The 12837-nt window shown below is 62.8% G+C and carries 12 protein-coding genes; 8 read left to right on the top strand and 4 right to left on the bottom strand.

Annotated features, from left to right (window positions below):
* Window positions 1–57: 57 nt before the first annotated feature.
* The 6 genes from atpG to KBB96_RS16410 all read left to right on the top strand — a co-directional run bounded on the left by atpG (window position 58) and on the right by KBB96_RS16410 (window position 6093).
* Window positions 58–954, top strand: coding sequence for an ATP synthase F1 subunit gamma (atpG, locus tag KBB96_RS16435; RefSeq protein WP_211630584.1), 897 nt, complete (start codon window positions 58–60; stop codon window positions 952–954).
* Between the two features lie 62 nt (window positions 955–1016).
* Window positions 1017–2480, top strand: a complete 1464-nt coding sequence (atpD, locus tag KBB96_RS16430) for a F0F1 ATP synthase subunit beta (protein WP_211630583.1) — start codon at window positions 1017–1019, stop codon at window positions 2478–2480.
* A gap of 88 nt (window positions 2481–2568) precedes the next feature.
* Window positions 2569–2982, top strand: a complete 414-nt coding sequence (atpC, locus tag KBB96_RS16425) for an ATP synthase F1 subunit epsilon (protein WP_211630582.1) — start codon at window positions 2569–2571, stop codon at window positions 2980–2982.
* A gap of 732 nt (window positions 2983–3714) precedes the next feature.
* A complete protein-coding gene (locus KBB96_RS16420; RefSeq protein WP_211630581.1) occupies window positions 3715–4932 on the top strand; it encodes an MDR family MFS transporter in 1218 nt (405 codons plus the stop codon).
* Window positions 4933–5060: 128 nt separating this feature from the next.
* Window positions 5061–5615 carry an RNA polymerase sigma factor gene (locus KBB96_RS16415; RefSeq protein ID WP_211630580.1) on the top strand — a complete coding sequence of 185 codons (555 nt, stop codon included), beginning with the start codon at window positions 5061–5063 and terminating at the stop codon, window positions 5613–5615.
* A 274-nt stretch (window positions 5616–5889) separates the two neighbouring features.
* The gene (locus KBB96_RS16410) at window positions 5890–6093 is read left to right on the top strand and encodes a hypothetical protein (protein WP_211630579.1); all 204 of its coding nucleotides are present in this window, start codon (window positions 5890–5892) and stop codon (window positions 6091–6093) included.
* 120 nt (window positions 6094–6213) lie between these two features.
* On the opposite strand, the gene KBB96_RS16405 is transcribed toward KBB96_RS16410, so the two are convergent.
* From KBB96_RS16405 to KBB96_RS16395, 3 genes are all read right to left on the bottom strand, one after another.
* On the bottom strand, window positions 6214–7182 hold the full coding sequence (locus KBB96_RS16405) for a 6-phosphofructokinase (protein WP_211630578.1): 969 nt from the start codon (window positions 7180–7182) through the stop codon (window positions 6214–6216).
* 70 nt (window positions 7183–7252) lie between these two features.
* Window positions 7253–8137 (bottom strand): ADP-ribosylglycohydrolase family protein, encoded by an 885-nt coding sequence (locus tag KBB96_RS16400; protein WP_211630577.1) that lies wholly within the window; start codon window positions 8135–8137, stop codon window positions 7253–7255.
* Between the two features lie 140 nt (window positions 8138–8277).
* A complete protein-coding gene (locus KBB96_RS16395) occupies window positions 8278–9909 on the bottom strand; it encodes a beta-N-acetylhexosaminidase (RefSeq protein ID WP_211630576.1) in 1632 nt (543 codons plus the stop codon).
* A gap of 120 nt (window positions 9910–10029) precedes the next feature.
* On the opposite strand from KBB96_RS16395, the gene KBB96_RS16390 reads away from it, so the two are divergent.
* Window positions 10030–10965 (top strand): endonuclease/exonuclease/phosphatase family protein, encoded by a 936-nt coding sequence (locus KBB96_RS16390; RefSeq protein ID WP_211630575.1) that lies wholly within the window; start codon window positions 10030–10032, stop codon window positions 10963–10965.
* Between the two features lie 52 nt (window positions 10966–11017).
* Window positions 11018–12286 (top strand): aminodeoxychorismate synthase component I, encoded by a 1269-nt coding sequence (gene pabB, locus KBB96_RS16385; RefSeq protein WP_211630574.1) that lies wholly within the window; start codon window positions 11018–11020, stop codon window positions 12284–12286.
* Window positions 12287–12366: 80 nt separating this feature from the next.
* On the opposite strand, the gene KBB96_RS16380 is transcribed toward pabB, so the two are convergent.
* Window positions 12367–12831, bottom strand: coding sequence for an SRPBCC family protein (locus tag KBB96_RS16380; protein ID WP_211630573.1), 465 nt, complete (start codon window positions 12829–12831; stop codon window positions 12367–12369).
* Window positions 12832–12837 lie beyond the last annotated feature (6 nt).

Genomic DNA, 12837 nt, shown 5'->3' with positions numbered 1-12837 from the left:
CAACTCCGGCCTCTTCCCCTCTAACAAATAACTCTTAACACGTAACGTTTCCCACCAATGGCCAACCTTCGCGACATCCGCCGGCGTATCAAGTCGGTCAAGGGCACCGCACAGATCACCCGTGCGATGCAGCTTGTTGCTGCCGCCAAGATGAAAAAGGCGCAGGATCAGGCCATCGCCGGCCGTGACTACGCCAAGCAGCTCAAGGAAGTCCTCGTCAACCTCAAGGAGAACGTCGCCGAGGATGCCCACCCGCTGCTCGTGAAGCGCGAGGGCAACCGCGAGCTCGTCCTCGTGGTGTCCACCGACAAGGGTCTTTGCGGCGCGCTCAACACCAACCTCTACAAGAAGCTCCGCGCGGAGACTTCCGAGACCGCCGAGTTCGTGACCGTGGGCCGCAAGCTCCGCACCACCCTTGAGAAACTCGGCAAGCACCTTGTGGCCGACTTCGAGATCAAGGACCCGGTTCCCTTCGCGGAAGCCCGCCCGATCGCGAAGCTGCTCACCAAGCTCTTCCTTGATGGGAAGTACGACAAGGTCAGCGTCGCCTTCACCAACTTCGTCAGCACCCTCCGCCAGGAGCCGACGGTCGTGCAGCTCCTGCCGATCGACGCCAACCACCTCGGCGAGGACCAGGCCTACGAAGGCATGACCGGCATCGACCACGGCACCGCGGACAAGAAGGCCGCTCTGGCCAAGGACTACCTCTTCGAGCCCTCCGCCCAGGACGTCCTCGGCACGCTGCTGCCGCTCTACGTGAACTTCCAGGTCTATCAGATGATCGTGGAATCCCGCGCCTCCGAGCACTCCGCCCGGATGGTCGCCATGAAGAGCGCCACCGACAACGCCAAGAAGTTCATCAAGGAACTCACCCTCGAGTACAACAAGCTGCGCCAGGCGGCCATCACCTCCGAGCTGCTTGAGATCACCACCGCCATGAAGGCGATGGAATAACCCTTTCAACGTCCGTCCACATTCAACCCCGATCGCGCCCGCGATCCCGTCCCACTCCCACCATGTCCAACCAAGGAACCATCGTCCAGGTCATCGGCGCCGTCATCGACGCCGATTTCTCGAAGGCCGCCAAGCTGCCGGAGATCTACAACGCGCTTGAAGTCACCTATCCGCTCAACGGCGTGGAGACCAAGCTCGTGCTCGAAGTCCAGCAGCACCTCGGTGACGGCTGGGTCCGCGCCGTGTCCATGTCCACCTCGGACGGTCTCAAGCGTGGCATGACCCTGGTTGATACCGGCAAGGCGATCGCCGTGCCCGTCGGCAAGCAGGTCCTTGGCCGTATCTTCAACGTCACCGGCGATCTTGTGGACGAGAACGTGGGTCTGGCCAATCCGGAGCAGCGCTCCCCGATCCACCGCGCCGCTCCGTCCCTGACCGAGCAGTCCGCGAACACGGAAATCCTTCCGACCGGTATCAAGGTCATCGACCTGATCTGCCCGCTGCTGAAGGGCGGCAAGGGCGGCATGTTCGGTGGTGCGGGCGTGGGCAAGACCGTGGTCATCATGGAGCTCATCAACAACATCGCGAAGGCGCACGGTGGTTTCTCCGTGTTCGCTGGCGTGGGTGAGCGCACCCGTGAGGGCAATGACCTCTACTGGGAAATGATCGAGTCCGGCGTTATCGCCACCGAGAAGGACGAGTCCGGCCACATCAAGCTGGATGACAAGGGCAACCCAGTCCTCACCGAAGGCTCCAAGGTGGCTCTTTGCTACGGCCAGATGAACGAGCCTCCCGGCGCCCGTCTCCGCGTCGCGCTCTCCGCCCTGACCATGGCCGAGCACTTCCGCGACCAGGACAACCAGGACGTGCTTCTGTTCGTCGACAACATCTTCCGCTTCTCGCAGGCCGGTTCCGAGGTGTCCGCTCTTCTGGGCCGCACCCCGTCCGCGGTGGGTTACCAGCCGACCCTCTCCGAGGAAATGGCGTCCCTCCAGGAGCGCATCACCTCCACCAACAAGGGCTCCATCACCTCCATCCAGGCGGTGTACGTGCCGGCGGACGACCTGACCGACCCGGCTCCGGCGAACACCTTCGCCCACCTTGACGCGACAGTCGTGCTTGAGCGCTCCCTTGCCGAGCAGGCGCTCTTCCCGGCGGTCGACCCGCTCGCCTCCACCTCCAAGGCGCTCGCGCCGGAAGTCGTGGGTGCCGAGCACTACCGCGTGGCCCGTGGCGTCCAGCAGATCCTGCAGCGCTACAAGGACCTCCAGGACATCATCGCGATTCTCGGCATGGACGAGCTTTCCGACGCGGACAAGCTCACCGTGTTCCGTGCTCGCAAGATCCAGCGCTTCCTCACCCAGCCCTTCCACGTGGCGGAAATCTTCACCAACGTCCCGGGCGCCCTCGTCTCCCTCGAAGACACCGTCCGCGGTTTCGCCGAGATCATCGACGGCAAGTGGGACGATGTGCCGGAAGGCAACTTCTACATGAAGGCCGGCATCGACACCGTCTCCCGCGACTAATCGGCTTCAAGTTAGAGGTTATTTGTTAAGGGTTATTGGGTAGAACCAGAACCCCAATAACCTCTAACCTCCAACCCATAACCTTCCCATGGCCCTCCATCTCGAAGTCGTCACTCCGGAAAAGAAGGTGTTCTCGGACACCGTCGAGAACGTCTACCTTCCCGGTGAAGATGGCGAACTGGGCATCCTCGAACATCACGCCGCTCTCGTGACCGGCCTGAAGCCCGGCGAACTGCGCTATCAGAAGGCTGGCCAGACCGTCCACCTCGCCATCGGTTCCGGCTTCGCCGAAGTCACCGACCAGAAGGTCGTTGTCCTCACCGACAACGCCTTGGGTGAAGCCGAGATCGACGAAGCGAAGGCCGAAGCCGCCATCCATCGCGCTGAAGAGGCCCTCAAGTCCCTCGACCACGCGGATGATGCCGAGGAAGTCGCCCACCTCCAGGGCGTCATCGCGAAGAACCTCGCGCAGCTCCGCCTCAAGCGCCGCAACCATTCCTGAACAAGGAGCAGGGACATCGTCCCGTTCTTATTCTACCTTTAAGGGCCGTACCGGGAAACCGGTGCGGCTTTATTTTTCGTCGGCATCCGGAATGGCCGCCAGATGGGGACGAATCACGTCGGCGTGCTCTTTCAAGTCTGGCAGCCAAAGTCTCTAGAGTTTCACGGGTGTCAAATGCGGCCAGCAGGGTATCCTGTCGGAATTCCCCGGCGCACAACGGGGAGCTGGTGATCAGGGCGCACACCAACGTTGTCAGGTGGCGGATTTCCATCGGATTGGATCATTCCGACTTTTTCGCAGACATCGGCAGGTTCATACCGAGTTTGGTTGCTGGGTCTGAAAAGCCGATCGGCGGATGCCGGAACGGGGGGATTCCGGCATCCGCCGATCTAAAGGGGTCGGGGGGAGTAGTGCTTTCCGGGGGGAGAAAGGTCGGCGTCCGGCGGGGACCTCGCGCTGACAAATAAAGACTGTCACAAAATCGGCCGCGATGATATCACGTGATCGCGTTCCCATGATCTGGGGATACATCAAAGCATGGCGGACGCGCGGCTTTGCATGGCCCTGATCCAGTCACGACCTTCTCGCGTGGGAGGGGCTCTCCGGCTCTGCAATCCAAGCGAAAGGACCGGAGAGGGAATCGCCGAAAATCGCGGCGAAATAACATGGAACTTCATCGCGATTTCCGCCCCACTCGCGGCGAGCGGACGGGTGCTTGCCGTTCCGGTTGGAATGGACGCGTCACGACACGATACCACGCTGTGGCAGGACCTGCGGGCCCTGCCCTCGCAGTATTGGATCCTTTTCGGCGGCACGCTCATCAACCGCTTCGGTAATTTCGTGATGCCGTTCATGACCCTCTACCTGCGCCACGAGCGCGAAGCGGGGCACGGGGATTATTCCGAGGCGAAGATCGGCATCGTGCTGGGTGCGTATGGTGCGGGTTCGATGCTGGCGGGGCTGGTCGGCGGGCACCTCACGGACAAGCTGGGCCGCAAGCCGGTGGTGATGCTGTCCTGCTTCGGCAGTTCGGTGTTCATGCTGTTGCTGTCGCAGGCCCACGGCATGGCCGCATTGACGAGCTGCATCTTCATCATGGCGGTGCTCACCGCGCTCTACAATCCGGCGGTGGGCGCGCTGATCGCGGATCTCGTTCCGCCGGAGCTGCGTACGCGCGCGTATTCGTGCCAACGCTGGGCGGTGAATACGGGCTTTGCGGCCGGGATGGCGGCTGCGGGTTTCATGGTGCGTTTCGGCTTTGCGCCGCTGTTCATCGGGGACGCGCTCACGACTCTGATCATGGGGTTCGTGGCGTGGTTCGGATTGAAGAACGTGGTCGTTCCCAAGTCCGAGCGCCAGGGTTGGCTGCCCGCCGTTTCCCATATGCGTGGCAACCGGCCGTTCCTGTTGGCGGTGGCGGCCTCTTTTCTCATCGCGCTGACCTTCACCCAGATCGGCAGTTGCTTCAGCCTCCAGGCGACGAAGCAGGCGGGCCTGGACGAGCACGCGTATGGCTATCTGCTTTCGCTCAACGGGCTGCTGGTGGTGTTGTTCGAACTGCCGCTCACGTCTGTCACGCGCCGGTTCTCCCCCTCGCGGATCATGGCGGCGGGCTATGCCGTGGTGGGGGTGGGCCTCGGCATCAACATGCTCGGTGCCAGCGTGCCGTTGCTGGTGTCCAGCATGGTGGTACTCACGCTGGGGGAGATTTGTTCCTTCCCGATCAGTAACAGTTATCTTGCCGCGCTTTCGCCGGATGACATGCGCGGCCGCTATCAGGGCGTGATGTCCATGACCTGGAGCGCTGCAACGTTGTTTGGACCCGCGGCGGGTCTGGCGATTTATGAGCGCAGTCCGGTCGTGCTCTGGTTGATCACCCTGCTGCTGGCGTGGGTGTCCGCCCTCCTGATGTTGGCCACCCGTGTGGAGGGTGTGAAACGCACGGAATAGGGCGTCCTCTAGCGGTTAGCTGTGTTCCGGCAGGTGCAAGGTGCATGATTGGAACAAAATCTGTGATTTTCTGCCTGAACGCGTGACACGGAACGACAAGGTCTCCGTTTGCTATGTGCTACCCAAGGATGACCAATTTTTCTGATTCTGAGAATGACGAACCAGATCCTGATGCACTTCCCGATCCTATCCCCGATGAGTGGGAATCCTGGATCAAGGAATACGCTTGGAAACTGTATGCCCATGCCCGCCAGTTCTGCCCGCTGCAACATGATGCGGAGGATCTCGTCCAAGCGGTGGTAGCGGAGTTGTGGAATTCCGGCGCGGATGCTTCCACGCTCGAGCTTCCCTTCGCCCTGTCCCGCATCCGCCACCGGGCGATCGATCACCTCCGCTCGGAAAGCTCACGCAGCCGTCGCGAAAGCGACTGGCACCGGGAAAACCATCACTCCGAGGAACGCGGGGCCGAGTTTCCCTCGGACACGGAGCATGACCGGCAGCGTGTGCAGGCCGCGCTCGACCAACTCCCGCTGATGTTCCGCGAGGTGGTCAGCCTCAAGCTGTGGTCGGATCTCACCTTCGACCAGATCGCCTCCCTTCTCGAAATTTCCAGGAATACCGCTGCCTCCCGTTACCGGCTCGCTTTGGAAAAGCTGCGCCCTCTTCTCAGTCCCTCTGAATAATGCTGTCCGACCCCGAACTTGAAGACTTGATCCGCCGCGCCGCGCCGCGGGATCTGCCGCCCCGCCTGGGGCGGTTGCTCGCGCGATTGCTGAATCCCCACCCGCACAGGCCTGAACTGGCTTGGGCGGGTGCCGCCTTGATGACCGTGTTGCTGATCGCCGGCCTGTTGCTCTGGTTTTCCGCCAGAGGAGCCACGACCGAGCGCCACAGAGACCAAACCGCTCCCTGCATCGTGCCTGCCAGCCATGTCAATCAGGAGCCGACCTACCAACCATGCCATACCACGCCAACCCCGTGAATCAGGACGCGCCTCCTCCTCTTCCCGATCAGGATCCGCGGCAGCCGCTTGAAGGCGAACTGCTGCGCCTCACTCCGGACCAGACCGACAAGCTTCTGGGGATTCTCCGCGGGCTCTTCGGCTGCGTGGGTGAATTGAACCAGCGGCTTGCCGAGATCGAAAGGCGGATACGTTCCTGAATTTTTCCCCCCAAAAAACGCCTCCGTCCGGGCGCTCCGCATGACCTGTGTGACGAGCTCGGGCGGGGGTCTTTTCCGCACGTTCCTCCGGGTTCCGAAGGCACGGAATCGCTGCAGCCCTCAGCGGCCCAGCGGAGCGCCGAGACGGATCAGGGCGGGATCGAGCTTGTACTTCGAATCCACCACCGTGTGGATCGGCAGATGACCGTAGGTGCCGTCCCGGTAAACCATGATGGCGTTCGTTTCCCCGGCATCCAGGGCTTCCACCGCGGCGACCGCGAACTTGTAGGCCATGATGCGGTCGAGCACGGTCGGCGAGCCGCCGCGCTGGACGTGGCCGAGCACCGTGAGGCGGGCGTCCATCTCCAGCGAGTCCTTGATCCAGCGCGTGAGGTAGTCGGACATTTTCACGCCCTCGGCCACGATCGCGATGATGTAGCCGCGGCCCTCGTTATCGATCTCATGCTTGAGACGCGCGCCGATGGCATTGAGGTCGTATTCCAGCTCCGGCACGAGGCAGATCTCCGCACCGCAGGAAAGGGCGCTGGTCAGGGCGAGGTAGCCGCAGTGGCGGCCCATCACCTCGATGACGAAGGCGCGGGAGAACGAGCTCGCCGTATCGCGGATTGAGTCCACCGACTGGCGGATCATGTTCAGCGCGGTGTCCACGCCGAGGCAGTAGTCGGTACCGGCGATGTCGTTGTCGATCGTGGCCGGGATGCCGGCGAAGGGCACGCCGAAGTCCGCGTAGAACTGGTTGAGGGCGCGGAAGGAACCGTCGCCGCCGATCACGATCAGCTTGCTGATGCCGCGGCGCTTGAGGTTCTCGTACGCTTGACGGCGGAAATTGATGTCGAAGAAACGCTGCGAGCGGGACGAGCGCAGGATCGTGCCGCCACGGTGGAGGATGCCGGAAACCAGTTCGCGGTTTGCTTCCACGATCCGGTCGTCGATCAGGCCACGGAGGCCGTCATAGACGAGGAAGGGCTTGTAGCCCTTCGCCGCCGCATATTCGACCGCGCACTTGATCGCGGGGTTCATCCCGGCGGCGTCGCCGCCCGAGGTCATGATAGCGAGTCCTTCAGCCATGTCGCGCGCGCAGGGAAATCATTCCTGCGAGGGCTGGCAAGCACGAGAAATGCCGGTCTCGTGCGAAAATTCACGCAGGCAACAATGCCAGCCGCTCCAAAACCGACGAAATCCGCTCGAACTTCGTCAATTCCGACGACCACGCAGCTGGAAAAGCCGACAATCCATGCTTCGCGCCCATCAACAGACCGAGTGGAATCCCGCGCGCGGCGGAATCGCCACCCAGGCGGGCGTTTTCACGCAGAGCGGTGACCGGCTCGTTCTCATACTTCAAGGCCAGCGCCACCATCAGCGGGAAGGCCTTGGCCACGTCACAACTCAGGCCGAGATCGACCAGGTCTTCGTTTGTTCCCCGGGAGGCTTCCATGGCGGCATCCAGGTCCGGCATGCCAGTGGCCGCCGCGGCTTCGAAGGCTTGGGAAAAGGAAGCACCCTCCAGCACCCGGCGGGTGGCGAGAGTCAGGAATTCCGCTACGGCGGCCACCCGTGGATCACCGTGGGTGAGAGTGGTTTGCGCCCGCGCGGCAGTGACCGCTTCTTCATCGCTGGCGAAATGCAGCGCGAACAACGCGGCGATGCGCGAAGCTCCCCCGAGATCGTGGCTGTCAGAAGGCCGGTCCAAGCCCGCAGTGGAGTTTTCCAAGGTGCGGCGGGTCGCGCCATCCAGATAGGAATTCGGCTTGCCGCGCCAGAAGGCCAGCCAGTCCTTCCGCCACGCCGCGGGATCGAAGCCACGATGGCGGTCCAGCGATTCCAGCAGCATCAGCGTCTGATCGCCATAGTGGGTGAAATCGCCGGCCTGCTTGCCCGGGTGGTAGTCGCTGCGTGGATCGGAGTAGTTGGTGATGCCCGCCGGAAAGGCCTCCGCGATCTCCGCATCGTCGTAGATCCAGTGGGCACCAAGGGCGAGGGCGTCACCGAAAAAGGCGGGCAGAACGAGGTCACGTGAGGTCATGGGATGCGGAGCATGAGCTTCACCCGGATGCGGGGCATTGCAAGGACTCGTGTAAAATTGTCGGGCTGGTCGCTTCATCAATCAGGCACCGGGATTCACCCGGTGCCGCTTCGACGTGGCGCGAAGGCCCGGAATTCAAATCACTTGGCCGGTTGGTCCGGGTCGCCGTGCTTCAGGCCCACGGCATCGTAGTGTTTTAGCACGCTGTTGAGGCGGCTGCGGAAGTCCTCGAAGTTTTTCTTCTCCAAGGGTGTCCACGCGACCTCGGCGAGCGCCGCCATGCGCGGGAAGGCCATGTATTCCACCTTCGGAAAATCGTGGAAGTATTCCGACCAGAGCTGGGCTTGCACGCCGAGCACGTGCTTCGCCTCGGCGGGAGTGAGCGCGGCGGGAACCGGATTGTAGGAATAAACCTTCGAGATCGGCAGGAAGCCGCCGATGGCCTCCTTGTCCTGGCCTTTCGCCAGCGCCGCTTCCTTGGGCTCCTGATAGTGGTCGAGATAGAGGTGGGAATTCGGAGCCATCACCACGTCATGACCTTCCTTGGCGGAGTCGATGCCGCCCTTTTCGCCGCGCCAGGACATGACGGTGGCTTCCGGGGACAGGCCGCCCTCGCGGATCTCATCCCAGCCGATCAGCTTGCGGCCTTTCTTCGCCAGGATCTTCTCCACGCGCTTCACGAAATAGCTCTGCACGTCGTGGCCGTCCTTGAGTTTCTCCTTCTTCATCAGCTCCTGCACCCGTGGGGATTTCTCCCACTGGGTCTTCGGAGCCTCGTCGCCGCCGATGTGGATGTACTTCGAGGGGAACAGCGCGCAAACTTCGGTGAAGACATCGTCAATGAAGCGGAAGGTGTCCTCCGTGGGAGCATAGGTGTAGGGGTGAACACCCCACAGCGTGATGACCTTCGGCGCGTAGCCGGGGATGTCATCGTTGCCCAGCTTCGGATAGGAGGCGATGGCGGCGGCGGCGTGGCCGGGCATCTCGATTTCCGGCACCACGGTGATGTGGCGCGCGGTGGCGTAGGCGACGATGTCCTTCACCTGCTCCTGGGTATAGAAGCCGCCGTGGCGCTTGCCGTCGCTGCCATTGCGGTTGCCATAGGGCGGGCTGGACTCGCGCCACGCGCCGACCTCGGTGAGCTTCGGGTACTTCTTGATCTCGATGCGCCAACCCTGGTCCTCCGTGAGGTGCCAGTGGAAGACGTTGAGCTTGTGATACGCCAGTTCATCGATGAAGCGCTTGATGTCCTTCACCTCGAAGAAATGGCGGCCGCAATCGAGCATCATGCCGCGCCAGGCGAAGCGCGGGTAGTCGCTGATGGAGACCGCGGGCAGTTTCTCCGGAGCCTGGTCCTTCCACGCCGGGTCGTTGGCGACCGGCAGGAGCTGGAGTAAAGTACGGGTACCGTAGTAGGCACCGGCGGAATCCTTGCCAGTGATCACCACGGTCTTCGGCGTGATCTCCAGCTTGTAGCCGCCCGCGGGCAGGTCCGCTGTCGTATCCACATCGAGGCGGATTTCGCTGGGAAGCATGATCCGCATTTCCTCCGTCACGGCCTTCGGCTCGCTGCCGGTGAGGGCCTTCAGGTCGGCGGCGAAGAGGCCGGCCTCGGCCTTGAGGGTCCGGTCGTAGCGGATGCCGGTGGCGGCGCTGAAATCGAAGGAGCCTTCGCCGGTTTTCAAGTTCACCGGTTGGGGAATGAGCGGCAGGCTGTCGGCGGCGGCGAGGCCGGAGAGCGCCAGCAGGGAGGCGAGAATCGGATGTTTCATGAAATCAATTGGGTATGGACAAAAGAGTCGGCCGATAACGTGGGAAAACCGGGGATTTCTTTCAATGTCGAATCCGCCGCCGGAATTGACATCCGTCCCAGCCCACGGAAAGTCCCGCCGATGCGTCCCGGATGGATCCTGCCGATGATGGCCGTGCTGTTGTGCGGCTGTGGCCGGCGCCAGGTCCTGCCTCCTCCGAAAGCCGTGGCCGTGCGGGAGGACGGCGTGATCGCGCTGCGCCTGGTCACCTTCAACCTCCGCTACGAGAATGATGGTGACCGCGGCCCGCGCAACTGGCACCAACGCTCGGTGGCGGCTGTCCGCAGCCTGTGCCGGATGAAGCCGGATGTCTTCGGCGTGCAGGAGGCGCTCCACGGCCAGGTGGCGGACCTGTGGGCCTCGCTGCCGGACTACGATTTCACCGGCGTGGGCCGAGACGACGGTCGCACCCTGGGGGAATACACCGGCATTTTCTTCCGCCGTGACCGCTTTGTGAAGGACACCTCGGATGCGGGCACGTTCTGGCTCTCCGATACGCCGGAAATTCCCGGCTCCAAGAACTGGGGAAATGAGATCCCGCGCATCGCCTGCTGGACGCGCCTCACCGACCGCGCCACGGACCGCTCCTTCTACGTCTTCGCCACCCACTGGGACCACCGCAACCAGCCTTCGCGCGAGCAGGCGGCGCGCTTGATCGCGCGGCGGATCGACACCCGCCGGCATGGCGATGAACCGGTGGTGCTGCTCGGGGATTTCAATGCGGTGGAAGGCAATCCGGCCGTGACCTATCTGCTTGGCCAGAACTCGGTGCTGTCCGCGCGTCAGGAGGTTTGGAAGAGCGGCCTTGTGGATGCCTTCGACAGCCGCCACCGCGGCGAGGGCAACCGCACCACGCTCCACTTCTGGGATGGCAAGCGCGCGGGCACGCGGAATGTGGATCACATCCTCGTCTCGAAGGGAGCGCGGGTGCTGGAGGCGGACATCGTGGTCGACCCGGAGCCCTATCCCTCGGATCATTTCCCGGTGGCCGCGCGGGTGGAGTTTCCGCGGCCTTGAGCGGTCTTCCGCCTTGCCAGCCGGGGCGGAGGGTAGTTTCCTGCCGCCCATCATGGCCGACCCGCTGACGCGTTCCGCCATCCGCCAGCCACGCCTCGGAGGTTTCCTGCCTGCCGATGTGGCGGCCCGGTTGCGCCATCTTGGCGGGCTGGTGTTTTTCGATACCGCGGGCAACCAGCCCTCCAGTGCGCCGATGCCGGTGTCCGTGATCGCGGCGCGCCCGGCGCGGTTGATCGAGGGGAACATTCACGCGGCGGCGGATCGCGCTCGCTTGCAGGCGATTCTCGATGCCTCACGAACTGAAACCGCGGATCGTGGATTTCCGCTGGGAGGGCTGTGTGGCTGGGTAGGCTATGAGGGGGATTTCGTCTTCGGGGAGTTTCCGGAGATGCTGGTCTTCGTCCACGAGAGCGGCGAGTGGTGGGAGATCGGAGCGCTTTCCTCCGAGCTGCGTGAGATGCCGGATGAGCCGGTGCGGGTGGGGGAGTTTTCTTCCTGCACGCCGCGTGAGGCCTATCTGGCGAATGTCCGTCGTGTGCAGGAATGGATCGCGGCGGGGGACATCTATCAGGTCAATCTCTCGCAATCGTTCCGTGCCACCATCGAAGGAGGATCGTTGTTTCCGCTGTATGGCCATCTTCGCGAGGCCACGCCCGCGCCGATGGCGGCGTGGTTGTCGCTGGGTGGAACCGAGGTGCTGAGTTCTTCGCCCGAGACGTTCCTGCGCATTTCCGGCAGTGGTATTGAAACCCGTCCGATCAAGGGCACGCGCCCGCGCTTCGCGGATCCGGATGACGACCGCCGCAGCGCCTACGAGCTCCAGACATCAGCCAAGGAGATTTCCGAACTGGTGATGATCACCGACCTTCTGCGCAACGACATCGGGCAGGTCTGCGAGTTCGGCAGCGTGCATGTCGCGGAAATGCTGAAGCTCGAAACATTGGAACAGGTGCATCATCTGGTGTCCACGGTCACCGGCACATTGCGGGGAGGCGTCACGGCGGTGGATGCGTTGGCCGCTTGTTTCCCCGGCGGCAGCATCACGGGTGCACCGAAGAAGCGGGCGATGGAGATCATCTCTGAATTGGAGCAACGCGAGCGCGGTATCTACTGTGGTGCCATCGGGTGGTTCGGTTTCAATGGCGAGAGCCAGTTCAATATCGCCATCCGCACTCTGGTTCGCGAGGGAGAGCGGTTGAGTTACGATGTTGGTGGCGGCATTGTCGCCGATTCCGATCCGCAGAAGGAATACGAGGAAACCCTCCACAAGGCCGCAGGCATCCGCCTCGCCATCGAGCGGTGGATCGCAGATCACCCGTGAAGCTAGCGGTTCGCCTGCCATCTCTTTGCCCCTGCCAGGGCAAAGAGGAGAGGTGCGAGAGCGCCTGCTGGGAAGCATGATCACTTCACCGTCCCGAACCGCCGCACCAGTTCCTCGCGGCGGAATTGGAAGATGCGCTCCAGTTCCTTCCGCACCAGGAAAGGGTGAAGCAGATCGCCGATGAACCCAAAAGGCACGGCGTAGTGGATTTCATCCGTCATGCGCGTGCCGTCTTCGATAGCTTCAAACACATGGCGGTGGTGCCAGAACCGGTAAGGGCCCGAGATCTGCTCGTCCACGAACGAATGTCCCTCGCGCACGGCCTTGATCCCGGTATTCCAGTTCACTCGTACAAGCGGTGCGATGCCGATGCGATAACGCAGGATGCGGCACTCATACATCGGCCCCGAATGATCGCCGATGAATTGGAAATCGATGTCCGGCGGCGTGATCGACTGGAGGTTCGCCGGCGTCGAAAAAAAGGTCCAGGCCTCCGCGACGGAAATCGGGAGATCCTGGACCTGCGTGAGCGTGTGGAGGTTCATCGCCAC

This window comes from Luteolibacter ambystomatis, assembly GCF_018137965.1.
Lineage (GTDB): Bacteria > Verrucomicrobiota > Verrucomicrobiia > Verrucomicrobiales > Akkermansiaceae > Luteolibacter > Luteolibacter ambystomatis.
The sequence above is the reverse complement of the archived record's forward strand: the minus strand, read 5'-3'. Positions and strand labels throughout refer to the sequence as shown.